Here is a 21,987-nt window from a genome sequence, read left to right on the forward strand (position 1 = left end):
GCGGGCATGGGCAACCGGCGCAACCATCTGAGTGAACAACGAAGCGGCATCAATGCGCCGTATCAACACTCAGAATTGGCCGTAAATGTTACTTTTTTTTCGATGGGATTACATGCGGTGTTTCTTCAGCGGTTAAAACAACCCTGCTTTGGAAGCACACAGTACGGCGGCAATCTTGTTATTGACCCCCAGTTTTCTCAAGCAACTGCTGATATGAAAGCCCACGGTGCGCTCCGACAGGCACAGGATCGTGGCAATGTCCGAAGCCGTCTTGCCCAGGGCCGACCACCTGAGGATTTCCGTTTCTCGTGGGGTCAATTTGCAAGGCGCTGTGACGCTCGGCTTTTCGGCATAATTTTGTGCCACCGCGGCATGCATCACATGACAAAGCCAGAGCACCTGGCCGGCTTTCTCGTAAAGCTCCTGTGGGCTGACTTCGCCGTTGCTTCTGCCCAGGGTCAGCATGCTGAACACACCCTGGAAATCGTGCACGGCTTGGGTCCATCCAAAATGCACACCAAACGACTGGGCCAACGACCAGAGGTGGGGTGCGGCGCTGAAGGTTTTTTCATCCCACACGATAGGCAGCACGCTACGTTTGCAGTGGGCGACTACCGGATCGATGTCAAAAAAATGCGCTTGTTTGTAAACGGCATTCCATTCATTGGGGTAGTTATTAAAGTGAATCGGTTTAGTTTGGGTAGCTTGTTGTTGCGAACTCATCGTAAATGAGCAGTATTCGAATCCGAGCTCATAGGTGTGATTGACGACCATCTCATAAATAGTGGTGATCTTGTTCTCACCTTCCAGTTTGGGGAGTCGTGTATTGCGCCAGTTGACCATTTGTAACTCTCCATGGGTGTTGTTGCCTGGGCACGTCCCGGATCCCAGCGAGGTACGGAAATCAGTGTAGGACAAAGCCTACACATCGTAATGTGAAAAAATTTTACTGAATGCCCGTATTTTGTTTGTTTATTACTTATACAATGAGTGATCGTTTGTACATATAGTGCTTTATGTTCGGGTTATTCCTATAAGTTCAATGGGTTGGTGGTGATATTAAATTGGCATTTGTTTAGTTGCACTGCGACATCTAATGGCCTGTTAGAAGGGGAGAAATAGCTAAATAATTAGTTGGGACTGGATAGCTCCGATCCGAGCGCTTGCGCTGTAACAGCATAGCTGTTGCTCGCACTGGCAATGCCAGTACAAACCACTGGTGTTTCCCCGCGCGACTTTGAGAGACACTAGGGCACCTGTTCAACGGAGCCCCCCATGACGGCCAGCGCTGAGAAATTTACCCGCCAGACCCTGCTCGAAGTGCAATCGCTGACGCCCAGCCTGTTTACCCTGCGCACCAGCCGTGACCCGGGCTTTCGGTTTACCGCCGGCCAGTTTGTGCGCTTGGGCGTGACCAAGGCGGACAGCAGCACGGTGTGGCGCGCCTATTCCATTGTGTCCTCGCCATTTGATGAACACTTGGACTTCTTCTCTATCGTCGTTCCGGGGGGCGAGTTCACCAGTGAATTAAGCCGTCTGCAGGTGGGCGATACCTTGATGGTTGAGCGTCAGGCCACAGGCTATCTGACCTTGAATCGTTTTGTGGACGGGCGTGATCTGTGGCTGCTGGGCACCGGCACGGGGGTGGCACCGTTTCTGTCGATCCTGCAGGACTTCGAGGTCTGGGAAAAATTCGAGCGCATCGTACTGGTGTACAGCGCCCGAGAGGCCAAGGAGCTGGCGTATCAGTCGCTGATTAACACGCTCGGCGAGCGTGAGTACCTGGCCGAGTACGCGCATAAACTCACCTACATTCCCATCGTCACCCGTGAGCAGCACCCTGGGGCACTGAACGGGCGCATCACCACGCTGATCGAGAATGGCGAGTTGGAGCGCACTGCCGGTGTAGAACTGACCCCGGAGCACTCCCGCGTGCTGATCTGCGGCAACCCGCAGATGGTCGATGACACGCGCCAATTGCTCAAGCAGCGCGACCTGCAACTGAGCCTGAGCCGGCGCCCAGGGCAAGTGGCGGTGGAAAATTACTGGTAATAAAAAAGGCGCCTGAAACAGGCGCCTTTTCCAGGCAAACGCGGGTTAAAGCGGTTTGTCGTTTTGTGCTTTGAGCAGATCACGAATCTCACCCAGCAGCAGCTCTTCCTTGGTCGGCGTCGGCGGCAGGCTTGGGGCCACAGCTTCTTCGCGCTTCAGGCGGTTGATGGCTTTCACGCCCATAAAGATGGCGAAGGCGACGATCACGAAGTCGATGATGCTCTGGATGAACTTGCCATAGGCCAGGACCACAGCGGGCACATCACCCTGCGCGGCCTTGAGGGTTATCGCCAGGTCAGCGAAGTCCACACCACCGATCAACAGACCAATAGGTGGCATCACCACGTCGCCTACAAACGAGGAAACGATTTTACCGAAGGCGGCGCCGATGATGATACCGACGGCCATATCGACCACATTACCTTTGACCGCGAAGGCCTTGAACTCACTGATCACGCCCATAGGTTATTCCTTGTTACAGTTGAGGAGGGTGGAGGTCAGTGTAAGTCAGTCGTAGCCCGCTTGCTCGACACAACCGTTAACACTGTCAATTTTTATCGACCCATTAAATCGCAAATAGTTTGCAAAGTGCCATCAATCGCGCGCGAAATACGCGCTACTTCAGGGGCTTGCCACACTTTTTTCTTAATCAGCCCGGTGGTGTTTTTCTATTTATCTTCTGACTCGCAGGTCACTAGCCTCTGGCAAGCACAACTGAATGTGCACTAAAAAAGCCAGAGGAAACCCCGATGAACACGTCAATGAGCCGCAGGCCTGTTTCCGCGCGATATGCGCTGGGATTGGTCACTGCCAGTCTGCTGTCCCTTTCCGTACAAGCCGCCAACCTGACCCGCGATAACGGCGCCGCCGTGGGGGACAATCAGAATTCACAAACCGCCGGGGCCAATGGCCCGGTGCTGCTGCAAGACGTGCAGCTCATTCAAAAACTGCAGCGCTTTGACCGTGAACGCATCCCGGAGCGCGTGGTTCACGCCCGTGGCACCGGCGCTCATGGCACCTTTACCGTCACCGATAACCTCAGCGACCTGACCAAAGCCAAAGTCTTCGCAGCCGGTGAAGCCACCCCTGTATTCGTGCGTTTCTCTGCCGTGGTGCACGGCAACCATTCCCCGGAAACCCTGCGTGACCCACGCGGTTTCGCCACCAAGTTCTACACCAGCGAAGGTAACTGGGACCTGGTGGGCAATAACTTCCCGACGTTCTTTATCCGCGACGCCATCAAGTTTCCGGACATGGTCCATGCGTTCAAACCGGACCCGCGTACTAACCTTGACGACGACTCGCGTCGTTTTGACTTCTTCTCCCATGTTCCAGAGTCCACCCGCACGCTCACCGAGTTGTATTCCGACTCCGGCACGCCAGCCAGTTATCGCGAAATGGACGGCAACGGCGTACATGCCTACAAGTTGATCAACGCCAAGGGCGAAGTGCATTACGTCAAGTTCCACTGGAAGAGCCTGCAGGGCATCAAGAACCTTGACCCCAAGCAAGTTACCGACGTGCAGGGGCGTGACTACAGTCATATGACTAACGACTTGGTCACTCACATCAACAAGGGCGACTTCCCCAAGTGGGACCTTTACGTGCAAGTGCTCAAACCTGAGGATTTGGCCAAGTTTGATTTCGACCCGCTGGACGCCACCAAGATCTGGCCGAATGTACCGGAACGCAAAGTCGGGCAAATGGTGCTGAACCGCAACCCGGCCAACGTCTTCCAGGAAACCGAGCAAGTGGCCATGGCCCCGGCCAACCTGGTGCCGGGCATCGAGCCATCGGAAGACCGTCTGCTGCAAGGCCGGGTGTTCTCCTACGCCGACACGCAGATGTACCGCCTGGGGCCGAACGCCCTGCAACTGCCGATCAACGCACCGCGTGTCACCGTCAACAACGGTAACCAGGATGGCGCAATGAACGCCGGCAAGACCACCACGGGCGTGAACTATCAGCCAAGCCGCCTGCTGCCACGTGACGAACCACAAGCCGCGCGTTACAGCCAGTCGGCGCTGTCGGGCAGCACGCAGCAGGCGAAGATCCAGCGCGAGCAGAACTTCAAGCAGGCCGGTGACTTGTACCGCTCCTATAGCCAGAAAGAGCGTCAGGACTTGATCGAAAACTTCGGCGGCTCCCTGGCCACCACCGATGACGAGAGCAAGCACATCATCCTGTCGTTCCTCTATAAGGCTGACCCTGAGTACGGCACTGGCGTGACCAAGGTTGCCAAAGGCGACCTGGCGCGCGTCAAGGCGCTGGCAGAAAAACTGACTGACTGACGTTGGTTACGGTCGGCGCCCGCTGATGGGCGTCGACCCCGAGCTGGAGAAAACTCATGCGAATTTCTATCGGTTTACTGATGGCCATGCTGGCCTTTGTCGCCCATGCCGAGTCACCCGACCCGGTCGCGCTCAAGGCTCAGTTGCAGGACTACTATTTCGATGCTGCCCGTCGTGGCGATATCGAGATGCTCAACACCTTCATAGAATCCGGCTACAGCCTCAACACCCAGGACGACAAGGGTTACACCGCGCTGATCCTTGCCGCCTACCACGGCCAGGCTCCATTCGTGGAACGCCTGCTCAACGCCGGCGCCGACGCCTGTGTGCAGGACAAGCGCGGTAACACCGCATTAATGGGCGCGATCTTCAAAGGCGAGCTGAAAATCGCCCGGCGACTGCTCGCCACCGACTGCAACCCCGACCAGCGCAACGGCGCCGGGCAGACCGCCGCCATGTACGCCGGGCTGTTCAAGCGTGTTGAGTTACTGGATGAGCTAAAGGCCAAAGGCGCCGACCTAAACGCCGAAGACCCGATCGGCAACAGCGCTTCACGTTTGGCCAGTGGTGAAATCCGGACCCCGGCGCCGCGCTGAGCTATCATCGCGGTTTTTCGGTTGGAGGTTCTCAAATGGCAAAGGCCAAGCGCATGTACGGCTGCACAGAGTGCGGCGCGACCTTTCCCAAGTGGGCCGGCCAGTGCACCGAGTGCGGTGCATGGAACACCCTGACGGAAACCATGATCGAAAGCGGCGGCGCCGCAGCCCCCACCGGCCGCGCCGGCTGGACCGGGCAACAGGCGCAGATCAAGACGTTGGCTGAAGTCAGCGTCGAGGAAATCCCACGTTTCTCCACGGCGTCCGGCGAGCTGGACCGCGTGCTCGGCGGCGGGCTGGTGGACGGTTCGGTGGTGCTGATCGGCGGCGACCCCGGTATCGGCAAATCGACCATCCTGCTGCAAACCCTGTGCAGCATTGCCAGCCGCATGCCGGCGCTGTACGTCACGGGTGAGGAGTCCCAGCAGCAAGTGGCCATGCGCGCCCGTCGCCTGGGCTTGCCCCAGGATCAACTGCGGGTCATGACCGAAACCTGCATCGAAAGCATCATCGCCACGGCCCGTATCGAAAAACCCAAGGTCATGGTGATCGACTCGATCCAGACGATTTTCACCGAGCAGCTGCAATCGGCGCCCGGCGGCGTGTCCCAGGTGCGCGAAAGTGCGGCGCTGCTGGTGCGGTATGCCAAGCAGAGCGGTACGGCGATTTTTCTGGTGGGCCACGTGACCAAAGAGGGCGCCTTGGCCGGGCCGCGAGTGCTTGAGCATATGGTCGACACCGTGCTGTATTTCGAAGGCGAATCCGATGGCCGTTTGCGTTTGCTGCGGGCGGTGAAGAACCGTTTCGGCGCGGTCAACGAATTGGGCGTGTTCGCCATGACTGACCGAGGCTTGAAAGAAGTCTCCAACCCTTCGGCGATTTTTCTCACCCGCGCCCAGGAAGAAGTGCCGGGAAGTGTGGTGATGGCGACGTGGGAAGGTACCCGGCCAATGTTGGTGGAAGTGCAGGCGCTGGTGGATGACAGCCACTTGGCCAACCCGCGCCGGGTCACGCTCGGCCTGGATCAGAACCGCCTGGCGATGTTGCTCGCTGTGCTGCACCGTCACGGCGGTATTCCCACCCATGACCAGGACGTATTCCTCAACGTGGTCGGCGGGGTCAAGGTGCTGGAAACCGCCTCCGACCTGGCGTTGATGGCGGCGGTGATGTCGAGCCTGCGCAATCGCCCGCTGCCCCATGACTTGCTGGTATTCGGCGAAGTCGGCCTGTCGGGCGAGGTACGCCCGGTGCCGAGTGGCCAGGAGCGCCTGAAAGAAGCGGCCAAGCACGGTTTCAAACGCGCGATCGTGCCCAAAGGCAATATGCCGAAGGAATCGCCGCCGGGAATCAAGATTATTGGCGTCACGCGCCTGGAACAGGCGCTGGATGCACTGTTCGAATAAACGTGAAGCAATCAGGGATGAACGCAATGCAACAGACCAATCGTTGGGGGGTATGTGCCCTGTTCGTGGCCTTGCTCGGGTTGTCGGGCATTGCCTTGGCTGAGTCGGCCCCACTGCCGGCCGGTTACCGCCTGGCCCAGGAACTGGCGACAGCAGACGGCAGCGTGCTGCAGGTGCTGGAAGACCAGCGCATCAGCGCGCAGTTGCATAAAGACAGCTGGGGCAATGGCCTGGATGAGGACTCATTTGACGAGCCCGGCGATCTGGTGGAAAACCCGTTGCTCAATGCCCAGGTACGTTTGCTGTCGGCGTCCGGCGCTGTACTGGCGCACGACGATCTTGGCTACCCCTTGGCCAAGGTCAAGAAGGCCCCGCTTAAAGGCCTGCCGGACACGGTGTACTTTTTGAGCGTCGACCAGACGGCGCCGATGGGCAGTTACAGCGGCCCGGCGACTCAGCTGCTGCTGCCGGCCAAACAGCAACTTAAACCAATGAGCTATAAGGGCTCGGCCGGCAAGGTCGAGCCGCTGACCCTGGCCCAGACCGGCAAAGCCGCCTGGCAGATCGCCACGCCAGCCGCCGGCGGTACGGATGAGTTACTGCAGGTCTCGTCCTTTATGGACGGTGACGGCGACGATGATTTCGCAACCCGCTACACGACCTATCGTTTTATCGATGGGCAATGGCAGGCCGTGTCGCGTCAGAAGGCGGGTTATTGGGACACGGAAAGCGACTTCCCCCCGAGTGCCGCGTTTCCCTGAGTGTCGCTTTTCCGTGAGAGAGTCACTACCAGAAGATCATTTTCAACGCCAAGGCAATCACGACTACGTTGAAAGCGCTTTCCATCCACTTATCGCCTTTCTGTAGAGCAAACTTGGCGCCCGCATTGGCGCCAAATAGCGTGCCTATGATCAGGCAACACCCGTACTGCCAATTAATAATTCCGCTGACACCGAATATTATTAACGAGCCGACTGAGAGGATGAGGCCACCCACCTTACGTGTGCCAATTGACTCACTGATCGTTTTTTTAAAAAATATAATATACAAATAAGTTGATAGCTTGGCCTGCCCGCCGAACAGGCCGCCGATCATGCCGACGGGAATAAACAGGATATACCCGCAAAAGCGCCTGAGCGAAGAAGGGGCCGTCTTCGGCGAGTGAGGCTTCCTGATGAGTGAAAGCCCCACCAGTAGCAGTGTCAGGCCGCCAATGATTTTATGCAGCAGCGCCGGATCTATTTGCACGAGCAGACTTGCACCGACCAAGGCGCCAGCCAACCCAAGTGCGGCGGCGGGGGCCGCTAACCTGTAATCCACTTTTCCATTGTTATGAAAGTGTCTTAATCCGGCAAACATCGTCCCTACGGATGCCAGACGGGCTGTCGCTATCGACGCCTGTGGGGATATTCCGAGCCAGATCATCACCGGCACTGTTAGAAATACACTGCCGCCGGTATTGGTGCCGATAAAACCCGTCATAACACCCAGTACGACCAACCCTGCGCCTATCAGCCACTCATGCTCAATCATATTGAAAGACCTGCATCCCTGATGACGTGCATTAATTGTTATTCGTTCAAGTAGAGGGGGTCTACCCAATGGTAGCAATTGCGGTCCCTGCTATTGGCGGTTAGATGCAATTTTGCGGTGTGCACAAAGCTATATTCACCAATGATCGGACGACGGCGATCAAAGGTGTCGCCTATCGCTTTTGAAACAAGACTACTGAGTTTTAATACCTTTTGGCTTTTGCCGCTGCACAATATTGAATTGAAATGAAGATTTGTAATCAGTAGACATGTCTCAGTGATACCGCAGCGTTCGCCGATGCCATTCACGGTGCACGACACAAAGGTAGCGCCTGCTTCGATGGAGGCCAGTGTGTTTGCCATTGCCAAACCTCTGTCATCATGGAAGTGCACTTCTAAGTCAACGTTGGGTAATGCCTGTTTAATCAGCTGAACGGTGGATCGAACCTTGAAAGGCTCACAGATGCCCAGTGAGTCGGCATAACATATGCGGTCGGCGCCGGCGGTTTCGGCGATTTTATAGGTTTCAATCAAGGCTGCCAGATCAGTTCTTGAGGCATCCTCAATGGTGTATCGCACGTTCAGCCCTAGCGATTTAGCATATAGGATGCTGCGCCTGACAAGTTCTTGTATCTCTTCTTTTGTTTTTCTGAGCCTGTATTTTTGGGAGGCCTCATTAATGCCTGCAAATATCCCTATCCAATTAGCCCCCGTTGCGTAAACGGCATCAATGTCATCGCGATGCGCACGCGAGTGCGCCAGTATGTTTTTCGCCAGCCTCGACTTTACCAGTGAGGTGACTCGGTCAAACTCCTGCTTTGATGCATAGGGGTGACCGGCTTCGATAAAGTCGATGCCTGCATCCGCGAGTGCTTGGCCAATGGCCAGCGTCGACTTGATTGTCAGCTTGACGCCTGGCGCTTGATTTCCTTCTCGCAGCGTTGAGTCGACAAGCGTAATAAATGTCATCACAAGCAATCCATTGTCATGAGGGTTAGCGGTGCATTGAGTGTTCGACGACTTTGCATTGTGACGAATACGTCAACAATTTATCTTCGTTGACTTCAACGCCGAGTCCGGGTTTGTCGATAGCGAGTGTTACTCTGCCATCGCAAAATGAATAACCGCTTTCATCAACAATATCATCGGCGAACCTCTCGGCAGGACAGCCATAGCCGGTGGTTGCCACATTTTTGAGCGTGGCAACAAAATGATGAAGAGCTGCAGTGCCAATTCCGAAGGGGTGCATGCTACCCGTGCTGACTTGCAGGTCTGCAACTTCAGCAGCGGCACACAGTCGACGTGAGGCTAATATTCCGCCGGATTTGAAGGGTTTCAGACATATAGCGTGTGCTGCATTGAGGCTAATGATGTCCTTCAGATCCCTAGGGGTAAACAGGCTTTCATCGGCAATGATAGTCGTTGCTACATTCCGCTTTACTTCCGCTAACCCAGCGATATCATGACCTGGCGTTGGTTGCTCGACAGCGAAAACGCCATACTGCTCAATTCGCTTTATAAATTGGATGGCGGTGGGGACGTCGTAGGCGCAGTTGGGGTCTACTTCGAGCTCAAAGTGATCGCCTAGCGCATGTCTAACCGCTTTGAAACACGCGTAGTCATCTTCCAGTACCCCGGAACCTTTGAGTGTCAATCGGTTATAGCCCTGTGCCTGTAGTTCAAGTGCCCGCTCAGTCACCTCTCTGGCGGAGGCAAATGGCAAACTTCGACTGACGGTATAGCTGAGGTTGTATGCACCGCCTAACAAGTTGCAGACTGGAATGTTAAGCACTTTGCCCGCGAGGTCTAACAGAGCATGATCAATCGCACACTTGGCAAATAGATGCCCTTTGATCAGCGTGTCGAGTTGGCTCATGATAACTTCGAATGCGCAAGGGTCTTTTCCAATGATTGCCGGGCATAGATAACTTTCAAGGACGGCCAACATGGTTTCGGGAGTATCACCTTGAGCAGGATAGCGTCTTGAGATAGTTCCGGACTCTCCCCAACCTACCAAGCCAGTATCGGTGGTTAACTTTAATACTATATGCCGCCCCTTCGGGGTTATGTTGGTAGCGGTTTGGTAGGGGTTTTTATAGGGGATTTCGGTCAAGAAGATTTCGGCTTTGGCAATAAGCATGCTTTAACATCCTGTTAGAGGGCCGGGCTGGAAGGGCAGGTGAAATGTAGTTTATTAACTGTGTTTTTATCAAGCGCGCGAACCGTATCGTCTTAATGATCGATCATGAAAATAATTTCATTATTGGAAGTGTTGCTTTTTAAAGAAAGGAGCGGCGTTGCTTATTTTTCCCACCGAATTCAATGTGGATTGAGTTGTTACAGTTTTAATTAAAATGACGTATGTCGTTTTTGTGAAGGGTTTATATGTTTCCAGGTGGTCGTGCAGGCGGGGTTGTTATGATGATTTGATCTAAAGGTATGACTTTTATTGATGAGGATGTAGCGGAGGCTGGCGGGTGAGTGGATCTATTCAGACACCCGTAGCCTCTGCGGTTTAGAGGGTTTTCAAATCTCTAACAAGGCGCCCAGCTCACGCTCCAGTTCTTCATGATCGCCCACATTCAGCTCAATCAACCGCCGCAAATGGCCGATCGACTCCAGGTCTATGTGCTCACACACAAACCCCAACTGCCCATGATCATCGTGGGCCAGTCTGACCTGCATCTTTATATGCGCCTGCGGATCCAGACGGATATCCACATCAAACGGCTGAGCGCGATTGCCCTGCCAGTCATCAGGGCGCTGCACCAACAAACCTTTGAGCGAGAGGTCCACCAATTGCACCGGCCAATTCCAGCGGTCTTGCGCAATGGTCGTTCGGGCATCAAAGGCAATACGCCGAAAACGGCGCCGATCTGACGGTTGCTCGCTCATGGTCAAACCCTCTGGAGATAAGGGGATTGTAGCCCTGCGCCATCATCGGGCCTTTATTTCTGCTTTTTTTACGGTTGCAAGGCTCTAGACCAACGTAGGGGGGTGGCCTTTAAGGCCAACAGCGCTAAACTCGGGCTGGCTGTCTTTCTGTCCACCCTGGCTGGAATATAAAAATGAAAAATAATAATAGCCTGCTACGCCACCTACCCTGGCTGGTGCTGGCAATCGTAGGAGCGTGCGCCTTGGGCGTAGTGGCCTTGCGCCGCGGCGAGGCGATCAACGCCTTGTGGATTGTGGTTGCTGCTGTCGCCATCTACCTGGTTGCGTACCGTTACTACAGTCTGTTCATCGCTAACAATGTGATGCAGCTCGATCCACGGCGGGCCACCCCCGCAGTGCTCAACAATGACGGCCTGGACTATGTGCCGACCAACAAACACATCCTCTTTGGGCACCACTTTGCGGCGATTGCCGGCGCAGGTCCGCTGGTCGGCCCAGTATTGGCGGCGCAAATGGGCTACCTGCCCGGCACGCTTTGGCTGATTGCCGGTGTGGTGCTGGCCGGTGCGGTGCAGGACTTCATGGTGCTGTTCCTGTCCACTCGTCGCAACGGCCGTTCCCTGGGGGACATGGTTCGCGAAGAGATGGGCCGCATTCCGGGGACCATCGCGCTGTTCGGCTGCTTCCTGATCATGATCATCATCCTCGCGGTGCTGGCGCTGATCGTGGTCAAGGCCCTGGCCGAGAGCCCGTGGGGCATCTTCACGGTGATGGCGACCATCCCGATCGCGATGTTCATGGGCGTGTACATGCGCTACATCCGTCCGGGCCGCATTGGCGAAATTTCGGTCATCGGCGTGCTGTTGCTGCTGGGTTCGATCTGGCTGGGCGGGCAGATTGCCGCTGACCCGGTGTGGGCCAAGGCTTTCTCGTTCACCGGTATCCAGATCACCTGGATGCTGATCGGCTACGGTTTCGTGGCGGCGGTATTGCCGGTGTGGCTGATTTTGGCACCGCGTGACTACCTCTCCACCTTCCTTAAAATCGGCACCATCATCGCTCTGGCGATCGGCATTCTGGTCACCATGCCAGAGCTGAAAATGCCGGCCCTCACCCAATTCATCGACGGCACTGGCCCGGTGTGGAAGGGCGGCCTGTTCCCGTTCCTGTTTATTACCATTGCCTGTGGCGCGGTCTCGGGTTTCCACGCGCTGATTTCCTCGGGCACCACGCCCAAGCTGCTGGATAACGAAGTCAACTCGCGCTACATCGGTTACGGCGCGATGTTGATGGAGTCGTTCGTGGCCATCATGGCCATGGTTGCCGCCTCGGTGATCGAGCCCGGCGTGTATTTCGCCATGAACAGCCCGGCTGCGGTGGTCGGCGCTGACGTGGTGACTGTGGCGCAAACCGTCAGCAGCTGGGGCTTTGCAATTACCCCGGAAGCCTTGACGGCCGTGGCCCATGACATCGGCGAAACCACCATCCTGGCGCGTGCCGGCGGTGCGCCGACCCTGGCGGTGGGTATCGCGCAGATCCTGCACAGTGTGCTGCCGGGTGAAAACACCATGGCGTTCTGGTACCACTTTGCGATCCTGTTCGAAGCATTGTTCATCCTGACCGCAGTCGACGCCGGTACCCGTGCGGGGCGCTTCATGCTCCAGGATTTGCTCGGCTCCTTCGTACCGTCGCTCAAGCGTACCGAGTCATGGACCGCTAACTTGATTGCTACGGCAGGTTGCGTGGCGATGTGGGGTTACCTGCTGTACCAAGGCGTGATCGACCCGCTGGGCGGCATCAATACCTTGTGGCCGCTGTTCGGTATCTCCAACCAGATGCTCGCCGGTATCGCGCTGATGCTCGCCACCGTTGTGCTGATCAAAATGAAGCGCCAGCGCTACATTTGGGTGACCATGCTGCCGGCAGTCTGGCTGCTGATCTGCACCACCACCGCAGGCTTCATCAAGCTGTTCGACGCTAACCCGGCGATTGGCTTCCTGTCGCTGGCCAAGAAGTACAGCGATGCCCTGGCCAACGGCCAGATCCTCGCACCGGCCAAGAACATCGACCAGATGCAGCACGTGATCTGGAACGCTTACACCAACGCAACGCTGACGGCGCTGTTCCTGTTCGTGGTCTTCAGCATCCTGTTCTATGCGCTCAAGGTCGGCGTTGCCGCCTGGGGCAACAAAGAGCGCACGGACAAAGAAGCCCCGTTCCAGGCTGTACCGGACGCGTAAACGAGGATTGCAACCATGTTCAATGACATCAGTCGCCTCGGTAAATACCTCGGTCAGGCCGCGCGCCTGATGGTCGGCATGCCCGACTACGACACCTACGTCGAGCATATGCAAACCAAGCACCCGGACAAACCGGTGATGGACTACAAGGCGTTCTTCCGCGAACGCCAGGAAGCCCGTTACGGTGGCAAGGGTGGGCCTAAGTGCTGCTGACCCGGTATTCGGGTTAGCGCTTCTCCCTGTGGGAGCAAGGCTTTATGTGGGAGCTGGCTTGCCTGCGATAGCATCACCTCGGTCTGCCTGATAGACCGAGTTGCTTGCATCGCAGGCAAGCCAGCTCCCACATGGGTCTGCTCCCACATTTGTTTCTGTGTTCCTTCAAGGAGAATTTTTTGTCCTCTCCCATCCCCGTCACCATCCTCAGCGGCTTCCTAGGCGCCGGCAAAACCACCTTGCTGCGCCACCTGCTCAAGGCTGAGCACGGCCTCAAAATCGCCGTGATCGAAAACGAATTCAGTGATGCCGGTATCGACACCCAACTGTTGGGCGCCGAACCAGTGCAAGTCATGACCCTGTCCAACGGTTGCGTGTGCTGCACTATCCACACCGACCTGACCAAAGCCCTGTACCTGCTGCTCGAGCGCCTGGACAGCGGCGAGATCGCCTTCGACCGCCTGGTGATCGAGTGCACCGGCCTGGCCGACCCTGCGCCTGTGGCCCAGACCTTTTTCATCGACGAGGAGCTGCGCGAGCGCTACATCCTCGACGGCATCATCACCTTGGTGGACGCGGCCCATGCTGAGCACCACCTGACCCAGACCATCGCCCAGGCTCAGATCGGTTTTGCCGACCGCCTGCTGGTGAGCAAGCGTGATCTGGTGGACGAAGCCGCCTTCGACGCCCTCAGCCAGCGCTTGACCCGCATCAACCGCCGTGCGCCGATTCGGGTGGTAGACCACGGCAAAATCGACCTGGCCGAACTGCTCGACGTGCGCGGCTTTAATCTCAACGCGGGCATGACCCTGCGCCCGGTCAGTGCCGCGCCGTCCATCGACCGCATTTCCAGCCTGGTGCTGCGCACCGACCAGCCGCTGGATATCGACCGGCTCAGCGAGTTTATGAACGAACTGCTGGAGGACCATGGCAAACAACTGCTGCGCTACAAAGGCGTACTGAATATTGCCGGGGAAGACCGGCGCATGGTGTTCCAGGGCGTGCTCAAGCTTTACGGTTTCGATTGGGACACCGAATGGGCCGAGGGTGAGGCGCGCGAAAGTGTGATTGTGTTTATTGCTGATGAGTTGCCGGAAGCCAAGATTCGCGAAGGCTTTGCCAGGGTCTACCAACCCTGACTCGAAATGCATTCAAAATGTGGGAGCAGGCAAGCCAGCTCCCACATTGAACCGTATTTCAATTTGAGAACGGCCATAAAAAAGCCCGGCTCAAGAGCCGGGCTTTTTATTCAAGCAACTGCAATCAAGCGCCGTACACCGGCAGTTTTTTGCAGATGGCCTTGACCTTCTCACGGACCGCGTCAATCACGGCTTCGTTGTTCAGGTCAGCCAGGATGTCGCAGATCCAGCCGGCCAGTTCCTTGCACTCTGCTTCTTTAAAGCCACGAGTGGTCACAGCCGGGGTGCCGAAGCGCAGGCCGGAGGTGACGAACGGCGAACGTGGGTCGTTCGGCACGGAGTTTTTGTTCACGGTGATGAAGGCTTTGCCCAGTGCGGCGTCAGCGTCTTTACCGGAGATGTCCTGCTTGATCAGCGACAGCAGGAACAGGTGGTTTTCAGTACCGCCGGACACCACGTCAAAGCCGCGCTCGATAAACACGCTGGCCATGGTCTGGGCGTTCTTCACCACTTGCTGCTGGTAAGTCTTGAACTCAGGCTGCAGGGCTTCTTTGAAGCAGATCGCTTTAGCGGCGATCACGTGCTCCAGCGGGCCACCTTGGGCGCCTGGGAATACGGCAGAGTTCAGCTTCTTCTCGATCTCGGCGTTGGCGCGAGCCAGGATCAGGCCGCCACGTGGACCGCGCAGGGTCTTGTGCGTGGTGGTGGTCACGACGTCAGCGAAAGGCACCGGGTTCGGGTAGACGCCAGCGGCGACCAGACCGGCTACGTGAGCCATATCAACGAAGAGATATGCGCCGACTTTGTCAGCGATAGCGCGGAAACGTGGGAAATCCAGGATCTGCGAGTAGGCAGAGAAACCGGCCACGATCATTTTTGGCTTGTGCTCAACGGCCAGGCGCTCGACTTCGTCGTAGTCGATCAGGCCGTTGGCATCGATACCGTATTGAACGGCGTTGTACAGCTTGCCGGAGGAGGAAACGCTGGCGCCGTGGGTCAGGTGACCGCCGTGGGCCAGGCTCATGCCCAGGATGGTGTCGCCGCCTTGCAGCAGGGCCAGGTACACGGCGCTGTTGGCTTGGGAACCGGCGTGTGGCTGAACGTTGGCGTAATCGGCGCCGAACAGTTCCTTGGCACGGTCGATTGCCAGTTGCTCAACCACGTCGACGTACTCGCAACCACCGTAGTAGCGCTTGCCTGGGTAGCCTTCGGCGTATTTGTTGGTCAGAACCGAACCTTGAGCCTCCATCACCGCAGGGCTGGTGTAGTTTTCCGAAGCGATCAGCTCAATGTGCTCTTCCTGGCGCACGGCTTCTTGCTCCATGGCGGCGAAGAGATCGGCGTCGTACTTGGCAATAGTCAAATCACGGCTGAACATGGCGGTCCTCAAGGATCGGGGGCAGAAAAGGAAGGCATTCTAACCCAATGGGTTTTAGATGGCATATGAAAGGACATCATGTCGCGGACAAGTGGGGCTCATCCAGGGATGGGCGGTGCCTGTACTGGCCCTATCGCAGGCAAGCCAGCTCCCACACCTGAAGGTATTCACAATTCAAAATGTGGGAGCTGGCTTGCCTGCGATAGGGCCATCAGCCCCACCACAAGGCTTCAGTCGAACATGAACAGCGCATCATTGCTGAACTGCGCTTCAAACCGATTTGCCGGCATTGGCCGCCCAAACAGATAACCCTGCACCTCATCACAGCCATGTTCACGCAGGAAATCCAGCTGCTCATGGGTTTCCACGCCCTCGGCGATCACCGCCAGGTTGAGGCTGTGGGCCATGGCGATAATCGCGCGGGCAATTTGCGCGTCCTGCTCGCCGGACGGCAGGCCGTCGACGAAAGTTCGGTCGATCTTCAACACATCGATGGGGAATTGCTTGAGGTAGTTGAGCGACGAATAACCGGTGCCGAAGTCGTCCACCGCAATGCTCAGGCCCAGGTTTTTCAGGCTGGCGAGGATCTGCATGGCCTCGTTGACTTCGCGCATCAGGATACTTTCGGTCAGCTCCAGCTCCAGGCACGCCGGCGGCAGGCCGGTGTCCTTGAGAATAGTGGCGATGCGTTCGCCCAACTGCCCATCGGAGAATTGACGCGCCGAGATGTTCACCGAGACTTTCGGCACGCGCACCTTGTTCTGGTGCCAGGTCTTGAGCTGGCGGCAGGCTTCCGCGATCACCCAGTCGCCCACGTCTACCACCAGCCCCAATTCCTCCAGTACCGGGATGAAATCCCCCGGCGGCACCAGCCCTCGGCGTGGGTGACGCCAGCGCAGCAGGGCTTCGGCGCCGGTCAGGCGCTTGCCGTCGCCGCTGAACTGCGGTTGGTAATACAGCACGAATTCGTTCTGGTCCAAGGCGTGGCGCAGGTCGCTCTCCAGCTCCAGGCGCTCCAGGGCGCTGGCATTCATGTCCGCCTGGTAGAACTGGAAGTTGTTCTTGCCGCGCTCTTTGGCGTGGTACATCGCCGTGTCGGCGTTTTTCATCAGTTGGCTCAGTTCGTTGCCGTCCTGCGGGCTTAAGGCGATGCCGATACTGGCGGTCACAAAGAACTCGCGGCCCTCCAGCACAAATGGCTTCACCAGGCTTGCCAGGATCTGCTCGGCCACGGTAATTGCACGGTTCAGCGCCATCTCGCGGCTGACCCGCGGTTGCAGCAGCAAGGTGAACTCGTCGCCGCCCATACGTGCCACGGTGTCGTCTTCGGCCACGCAGCCCAGCAGGCGGGTGGCCATTTCCTTGAGCATGCGGTCGCCGGCGGCGTGGCCCAGGGAGTCGTTGATCGGTTTGAAACGGTCGAGGTCGAGGAACATCAGTACCACCCACGACTTTTGCCGTTCGGCCGACTGCAGCGCGGTGTGCAGGCGGTCCTGGAACAGTGTGCGGTTGGGCAGGTGGGTCAGGGCGTCGTAATACGCCAGGCGGTGGATGCGCTGCTCGCTGGCCTTGCGCTCGCTGATATCACTGAAGAAACACACGTAGCTGGCCAGGTCGCCTTCATCGTCGAATACGGCGGTAATGCCGACCCAGGCCGGGTAATGCTCGCCATTGCGACGCTTGAGCCACACTTCACCTTCCCAGGTGCTGTGCTGATGCAACTGCTTGAGCACGTAACGCAGGTGCGCCTCCTGCTGTTCATCCACCGTGAGCATGTTCGGCAATTGATCCAGCACGTCTGCCACTGCATAGCCGCTGACCCGGCTGAACGCCTCGTTGGCCTGCACGATATAACCGGCCGGGTCGGTGATCAGGATCGCCGAGGTTGAGTGCTCGAATACCGTGGCCGCCATGCGCAGGTCTTTTTCGGCGCGGCGTTGCTGGCTGATATCGCGGCCCACACCCAGGATGCCTTCAAACGCGCCGTGTTCGTCCCAAACCAGCACCAGGCGCAACTCGATCGGCACCTTGCGGCCGTCGGCGCGCAGGCAGTCGAACAGGAACAGTTGGGTGTGGATATCATCACGCAGTCTGTTCAGCGCCTCGGGGTCGCCGAGCGCACGGCTGACCTGTTCCACCAAACTGTAGATACCGGTCAGTTGCTGCGGGTTGGCGATGATCGACTGCCAGCCGTTCTTGAACACCCAGTCCACGTCATAACCCAGCACGGCGTTGACTGATGGGCTGATGTAATTGAGCGCAAGCTGGCTGTCGGTGGAGCAGATCACGTCGCTGATGCTTTCGGCCAGCATGCGGTAGCGCTGCTCGCTGTCACGCAGGGATTCACTGGCTTCGATCTGGTCGGTGATGTCCTTGGCCACGCCGATGATCCGCGTGACCACAGCGGTTTTATCCCGCGCCAGCGCTTGCTCACGGATATCAAAGCGCCGCCACTGGTTATTGCGATGGCGAAAGCGCAGCTGGCATTGCAGTTGGGTGGTGTAGCCGACCTCGCGCTGTTGCAGGCGCAAGTCGTGGTAATACTCGGCATCCTCGGGGTGCAGCAGGATTTCCCAGAAGTACTCGCCCATTTGCTGCAGTTCGGCCTTGTTGTAGCCGAGGGTATGGCCCAAATGGTGGTTGCTGAAAATCATGCGCTGGCTGATCACGTCCTGCACATACAGGTGATCAGGCACGGTGCGCACCACGTCCGACCAGAAACTCTCACGCTCCACCAGCGACAGTTCGATCAGCTTGCGGCTGGTGATATCGCTGATGCTGAGAATCACGGCCTTGAAGTCGTCCTGCTGCTCCGGCAGGCGCATCACCAGCCACAGATATTGGTCATTGCCGGCCACGTCATTGAGCTGGATTTCCAGCTCCAGCTGTTTTTGCTGGGTCAGAACGGCTTCGAGCACTTGATAGCCGATGGCGGTGGCATTGCTTGGGCAATCATCGATCAGGCGTTCCCAGGCTTGCTCGCATGAGCCGACATTCAGCAGGCGCACGGCCACCTGGTTGACCTCGGTAATGCGCAGTTCCTTGAGCAGTTGCTGGCGCCCGGCGGTGTTGTTGAGCAACCAGACCTGCAATTGCTCACGGGTCTGCACGTGGGTCTTGTCAAAAAACGCCTTGAGCCCCGACAGATCCAACACGCACAGGGCCACGCCGGTGCCTTCGAAAATATCCTGATAACGCCGGCGGCCTTCATGCACCTGGCGCTGGCGGCGGCGCATGTTCAGCAGCACGATCAGCGGGATCAGCGAGAACGCCAGGCCCAGCAGGCATTTGCCGATAAACGCCGGCAGCAGTTGCTCCAGCACCGCGCTGCGGTCAAACAGGCCGCGCAATTGCCAATCGCTTTTACTCAGGGGCGTAACCAGCACGCTTTTGTTCAATTCATCCGGCGTCAGCGCCGCGGCCCATTGCGCAGGCATGCCACTGTCGCGGCTGACCACGCGGTGGTTCAGGCGGTTCTCGATGGCCCACATCGGGCGCTGGCCCTGGCCGTCCTGGCGGGTGAGGTTGCTCAGGTAGCTGGGCGCCAGGCGCAAGGCCCAGTACATTTTCGAGCCGCCGCTGGGCTGCTGAAGCAACAGATAGATCAGGGTGCCGTCGGGGCTGTTGCTCAAGTAATAAGGTTGCGAGTGGCTGCGCTGCACCAGCTCTTCAAGCCAGGCGCGGTCCTGGCTGCCTTTGGCGCTGTCGCTGATCAGCGCGCCGCTGGGGGCGAGCAGGGCGAAACTGCGCAGCTCCGGCAACGAGCGTTGCAAGGTGCGCATCAGCGCCTGTTGTTGCTCGTCGTTGCGCGGCGGCTCGACCATCGGCAGCAGGTTCAAGGCGATTTTCGCGCTCAGGGCCATGTTCAGGCTGATCTGTTCAGCCAGGTCGGCGCTGTAATCGATGGTGTATTGCTGTTGGTTTTTCTGGTTTTGCTGCAGTTGGTCCAACAGCTGCCAGAACAATAACGCCAGCAGCACCAGCACCAGCATCGCCAGTGCGCCTTTTAAAGTGCCGTGCAGGGGCGCGCCCGGCGCTATATGAGCGGCGCGCAAGGGCGTGGGCGGCGTGACTTTGGACAAGCTGTGATCCTGCGGTTTGGCTGGACTGGCGCGCGACGTGCACTATAAGCCGGACGCCCGGAGGGCGGCTAGCATGCCTTGCCTTGTGGCAAAGTGCCAGCCCCGCTTGGCTGGACTGCCCAAGCGCATTCAGGTAGCTTTGCCGGTTACGCGGGGGCGTTCCAGCCCCAGACATTCAGGCTTTTTCCGCTCGCAGGCATTGATGATAGTCAACGGCCCGCGCGGCGCATGGCCTGCACGGGCTTCGCCCGCTTAATTCATCAGTCACTGACGCTAGGTTCACCATGGCTCAATACGTCTTCACCATGCATCGGCTGGGAAAAGTTGTTCCGCCGAAGCGGGAAATCCTGAAAAATATTTCGCTGTCCTTCTTCCCCGGCGCCAAGATCGGCGTGCTCGGCCTCAACGGTTCGGGTAAGTCCACGCTGCTGAAAATCATGGCCGGCGTCGACACCGAGTTCGAAGGCGAAGCGCGCCCGATGCCCGAACTGAACATCGGCTACCTGCCGCAAGAGCCGATCCTGGACCCGACCAAGACCGTGCGTGAAGTGGTCGAAGAAGCGGTGGCCGTGATCAAGAACGCCCAGGCCCGCCTGGACGAGGTCTACGCCGCCTACGCCGAAGAAGATGCCGACTTCGACAAGCTGGCCGCTGAACAGGCCAAGCTCGAAGCCATCCTGCAGGCTGGCGACGGCCACAACCTGGAGCGCCAGCTGGAAGTCGCCGCCGACGCGCTGCGTTTGCCAGCGTGGGATGCCAAGGTCGAATTCCTCTCCGGCGGTGAAAAACGCCGTGTGGCCCTGTGCCGCCTGCTGCTGTCGGCTCCCGACATGCTGCTGCTCGACGAACCGACCAACCACTTGGACGCCGATTCCGTCGCCTGGCTGGAGCACTTCCTGCACGATTTCCCGGGCACCGTGGTAGCGATCACGCACGACCGCTACTTCCTGGACAACGTCGCCGGCTGGATCCTCGAGCTCGACCGTGGCGCCGGTATCCCTTACGAGGGCAACTACTCCGGTTGGCTGGAAGCCAAGTCCGACCGTCTGGCCGCCGAATCCAAGCAGCAATCGGCCCACGAAAAAGCCATGAAGGAAGAACTGGAGTGGGTGCGCAAAGGCGCCAAGGCCCGCCAGTCCAAATCCAAGGCACGTCTGCAACGCTTTGAAGAAATGCAGTCGCAGGAATTCCAGAAGCGCAGCGAAACCAACGAGATCTACATCCCGGCCGGCCCGCGCCTGGGTGACAAGGTCATCGAATTCAAGAACGTCTGCAAAGGCTATGGCGACCGCGTGTTGATCGACAACCTGTCGTTCTCCATGCCAAAAGGCGCGATCGTCGGCGTTATCGGTGGTAACGGTGCGGGTAAATCCACACTGTTCCGCATGCTGATGGGCAAGGAAACCCCGGATTCGGGCAGCATCGAAATCGGTGAAACCGTGCAACTGGCCTGCGTGGATCAAAGCCGCGAAGACCTGGACGGCAGCAAAACGGTATTCCAGCAAGTCTCCGAGGGGTCCGACCAGATCCGCATCGGCAACTATGAGATTCCGTCGCGCACTTACGTCGGCCGTTTCAACTTCAAGGGCGGCGATCAACAGAAGTTCGTCAAGGACCTGTCCGGTGGTGAGCGCGGTCGCTTGCACCTGGCACTGACCCTGAAAGAAGGCGGCAACGTGTTGCTGCTCGACGAACCGTCCAACGACCTCGACGTTGAAACCCTGCGTTCCCTGGAAGAAGCCCTGCTGGACTTCCCGGGCGCCGCCATTGTGATCTCTCACGATCGGTGGTTCCTTGACCGCGTCGCGACACACATCCTGGCGTACGAAGATGACTCCCAAGCGGTGTTCTTCGAAGGTAACTACACCGAGTACGAAGCGGACCGTAAGAAGCGTTTGGGTGATGCTGCTGCCCAGCCGCACCGTGTACGGCACAAAAAACTGGCCTGAGTTGGGTTGGTTTGAAAAAGCGGAGCCTTCGGGCTCCGCTTTTTTTTGCGTGTGTTTCAGGAGGACCGAGGTGGATTTATCGCAGGCAAGCCAGCTCCCACCTTCGACCGCATTTCACATTGGCAACCCGATCAAATGTGGGAGCTGGCTTGCCTGCGATAGCGGTTTCACGGTTGGTGCATTTACTGATTTGAAATCCCCTTAATGGTGCAAAAAA

The 21,987-nt window shown here is 57.8% G+C and carries 17 protein-coding genes; 9 read left to right on the forward strand and 8 right to left on the reverse strand.

Translation table 11 applies throughout. From position 1 onward, the window contains the following. Positions 1-132: 132 nt before the first annotated feature. Positions 133-843 (reverse strand): helix-turn-helix transcriptional regulator, encoded by a 711-nt coding sequence (locus GIW28_RS23040; protein ID WP_017139313.1) that lies wholly within the window; start codon positions 841-843, stop codon positions 133-135. Between the two features lie 432 nt (positions 844-1,275). Between GIW28_RS23040 and GIW28_RS23045 the strand changes: the two genes are divergently transcribed. Then, positions 1,276-2,052, forward strand: coding sequence for a ferredoxin--NADP reductase (locus GIW28_RS23045; RefSeq protein WP_236446210.1), 777 nt, complete (start codon positions 1,276-1,278; stop codon positions 2,050-2,052). 45 nt (positions 2,053-2,097) lie between these two features. Here the strand turns inward: GIW28_RS23045 and mscL are convergent, their stop codons facing one another. After that, positions 2,098-2,514 (reverse strand): large-conductance mechanosensitive channel protein MscL, encoded by a 417-nt coding sequence (gene mscL / locus GIW28_RS23050; protein WP_017139311.1) that lies wholly within the window; start codon positions 2,512-2,514, stop codon positions 2,098-2,100. A 287-nt stretch (positions 2,515-2,801) separates the two neighbouring features. Here mscL and GIW28_RS23055 point away from each other — a divergent pair, with 287 nt between their 5' ends. The 4 genes from GIW28_RS23055 to GIW28_RS23070 are packed head-to-tail and all read left to right on the forward strand — an operon-like array spanning position 2,802 to position 7,103. Then, positions 2,802-4,343: a catalase gene (locus tag GIW28_RS23055; RefSeq protein WP_017139310.1), complete on the forward strand. Its 1,542-nt coding sequence runs from the start codon at positions 2,802-2,804 to the stop codon at positions 4,341-4,343. A 56-nt stretch (positions 4,344-4,399) separates the two neighbouring features. Next, positions 4,400-4,939 (forward strand): ankyrin repeat domain-containing protein, encoded by a 540-nt coding sequence (locus GIW28_RS23060; protein WP_176991796.1) that lies wholly within the window; start codon positions 4,400-4,402, stop codon positions 4,937-4,939. 35 nt (positions 4,940-4,974) lie between these two features. Continuing rightward, positions 4,975-6,342 (forward strand): DNA repair protein RadA, encoded by a 1,368-nt coding sequence (gene radA / locus GIW28_RS23065; protein WP_099547618.1) that lies wholly within the window; start codon positions 4,975-4,977, stop codon positions 6,340-6,342. Positions 6,343-6,368: 26 nt separating this feature from the next. Next, a complete protein-coding gene (locus GIW28_RS23070) occupies positions 6,369-7,103 on the forward strand; it encodes a hypothetical protein (RefSeq protein ID WP_236446208.1) in 735 nt (244 codons plus the stop codon). A gap of 25 nt (positions 7,104-7,128) precedes the next feature. Here GIW28_RS23070 and GIW28_RS23075 read toward each other — a convergent pair whose 3' ends face one another. The 4 genes from GIW28_RS23075 to GIW28_RS23090 all read right to left on the reverse strand — a co-directional run bounded on the left by GIW28_RS23075 (position 7,129) and on the right by GIW28_RS23090 (position 10,769). Next, a complete protein-coding gene (locus tag GIW28_RS23075) occupies positions 7,129-7,875 on the reverse strand; it encodes a sulfite exporter TauE/SafE family protein (protein WP_017139306.1) in 747 nt (248 codons plus the stop codon). 38 nt (positions 7,876-7,913) lie between these two features. Beyond that, positions 7,914-8,843, reverse strand: a complete 930-nt coding sequence (locus GIW28_RS23080; protein WP_065911139.1) for a LeuA family protein — start codon at positions 8,841-8,843, stop codon at positions 7,914-7,916. Positions 8,844-8,868: 25 nt separating this feature from the next. Next, positions 8,869-10,014, reverse strand: a complete 1,146-nt coding sequence (locus tag GIW28_RS23085; RefSeq protein WP_236447638.1) for a mandelate racemase/muconate lactonizing enzyme family protein — start codon at positions 10,012-10,014, stop codon at positions 8,869-8,871. A gap of 386 nt (positions 10,015-10,400) precedes the next feature. Beyond that, entirely contained in the window at positions 10,401-10,769 is a 369-nt protein-coding gene (locus GIW28_RS23090) for a PilZ domain-containing protein (protein ID WP_017139304.1), read from the reverse strand. Between the two features lie 173 nt (positions 10,770-10,942). Here GIW28_RS23090 and GIW28_RS23095 point away from each other — a divergent pair, with 173 nt between their 5' ends. From GIW28_RS23095 to yjiA, 3 genes are all read left to right on the forward strand, one after another. Further along, positions 10,943-13,009: a carbon starvation CstA family protein gene (locus tag GIW28_RS23095; protein ID WP_177033981.1), complete on the forward strand. Its 2,067-nt coding sequence runs from the start codon at positions 10,943-10,945 to the stop codon at positions 13,007-13,009. Positions 13,010-13,024: 15 nt separating this feature from the next. Next, complete coding sequence (locus GIW28_RS23100; RefSeq protein ID WP_003194308.1) at positions 13,025-13,222, forward strand: YbdD/YjiX family protein; 198 nt, start codon at positions 13,025-13,027, stop codon at positions 13,220-13,222. A gap of 131 nt (positions 13,223-13,353) precedes the next feature. After that, entirely contained in the window at positions 13,354-14,361 is a 1,008-nt protein-coding gene (gene yjiA, locus GIW28_RS23105; protein ID WP_236447639.1) for a GTPase, read from the forward strand. A gap of 124 nt (positions 14,362-14,485) precedes the next feature. Here yjiA and glyA read toward each other — a convergent pair whose 3' ends face one another. Beyond that, positions 14,486-15,739, reverse strand: a complete 1,254-nt coding sequence (glyA, locus tag GIW28_RS23110; protein WP_053137906.1) for a serine hydroxymethyltransferase — start codon at positions 15,737-15,739, stop codon at positions 14,486-14,488. A gap of 230 nt (positions 15,740-15,969) precedes the next feature. Beyond that, on the reverse strand, positions 15,970-19,821 hold the full coding sequence (locus GIW28_RS23115) for a sensor domain-containing protein (protein ID WP_017139301.1): 3,852 nt from the start codon (positions 19,819-19,821) through the stop codon (positions 15,970-15,972). Positions 19,822-20,105: 284 nt separating this feature from the next. Between GIW28_RS23115 and ettA the strand changes: the two genes are divergently transcribed. Beyond that, complete coding sequence (gene ettA / locus GIW28_RS23120) at positions 20,106-21,770, forward strand: energy-dependent translational throttle protein EttA (RefSeq protein WP_056858231.1); 1,665 nt, start codon at positions 20,106-20,108, stop codon at positions 21,768-21,770. The last annotated feature ends 217 nt before the right edge of the window (positions 21,771-21,987 follow it).

The sequence above is a fragment of the Pseudomonas sp. PA-5-4B genome, from assembly GCF_021606215.1.
Lineage (GTDB): Bacteria > Pseudomonadota > Gammaproteobacteria > Pseudomonadales > Pseudomonadaceae > Aquipseudomonas > Aquipseudomonas edaphica.

Coding starts and splice junctions, on each gene's coding strand:
- glyA (WP_053137906.1), bottom strand. CDS start 15,739: ATGTTCAGCCGTGATTTGACTATTGCCAAGTACGACGCCGATCTCTTC.
- GIW28_RS23090 (WP_017139304.1), bottom strand. CDS start 10,769: ATGAGCGAGCAACCGTCAGATCGGCGCCGTTTTCGGCGTATTGCCTTT.
- ettA (WP_056858231.1), top strand. CDS start 20,106: ATGGCTCAATACGTCTTCACCATGCATCGGCTGGGAAAAGTTGTTCCG.
- GIW28_RS23045 (WP_236446210.1), top strand. CDS start 1,276: ATGACGGCCAGCGCTGAGAAATTTACCCGCCAGACCCTGCTCGAAGTG.
- GIW28_RS23085 (WP_236447638.1), bottom strand. CDS start 10,014: ATGCTTATTGCCAAAGCCGAAATCTTCTTGACCGAAATCCCCTATAAA.
- GIW28_RS23040 (WP_017139313.1), bottom strand. CDS start 843: ATGGTCAACTGGCGCAATACACGACTCCCCAAACTGGAAGGTGAGAAC.
- GIW28_RS23080 (WP_065911139.1), bottom strand. CDS start 8,843: ATGACATTTATTACGCTTGTCGACTCAACGCTGCGAGAAGGAAATCAA.
- GIW28_RS23100 (WP_003194308.1), top strand. CDS start 13,025: ATGTTCAATGACATCAGTCGCCTCGGTAAATACCTCGGTCAGGCCGCG.
- GIW28_RS23055 (WP_017139310.1), top strand. CDS start 2,802: ATGAACACGTCAATGAGCCGCAGGCCTGTTTCCGCGCGATATGCGCTG.
- GIW28_RS23070 (WP_236446208.1), top strand. CDS start 6,369: ATGCAACAGACCAATCGTTGGGGGGTATGTGCCCTGTTCGTGGCCTTG.
- GIW28_RS23095 (WP_177033981.1), top strand. CDS start 10,943: ATGAAAAATAATAATAGCCTGCTACGCCACCTACCCTGGCTGGTGCTG.
- yjiA (WP_236447639.1), top strand. CDS start 13,354: ATGGGTCTGCTCCCACATTTGTTTCTGTGTTCCTTCAAGGAGAATTTT.
- radA (WP_099547618.1), top strand. CDS start 4,975: ATGGCAAAGGCCAAGCGCATGTACGGCTGCACAGAGTGCGGCGCGACC.
- GIW28_RS23060 (WP_176991796.1), top strand. CDS start 4,400: ATGCGAATTTCTATCGGTTTACTGATGGCCATGCTGGCCTTTGTCGCC.
- GIW28_RS23075 (WP_017139306.1), bottom strand. CDS start 7,875: ATGATTGAGCATGAGTGGCTGATAGGCGCAGGGTTGGTCGTACTGGGT.
- mscL (WP_017139311.1), bottom strand. CDS start 2,514: ATGGGCGTGATCAGTGAGTTCAAGGCCTTCGCGGTCAAAGGTAATGTG.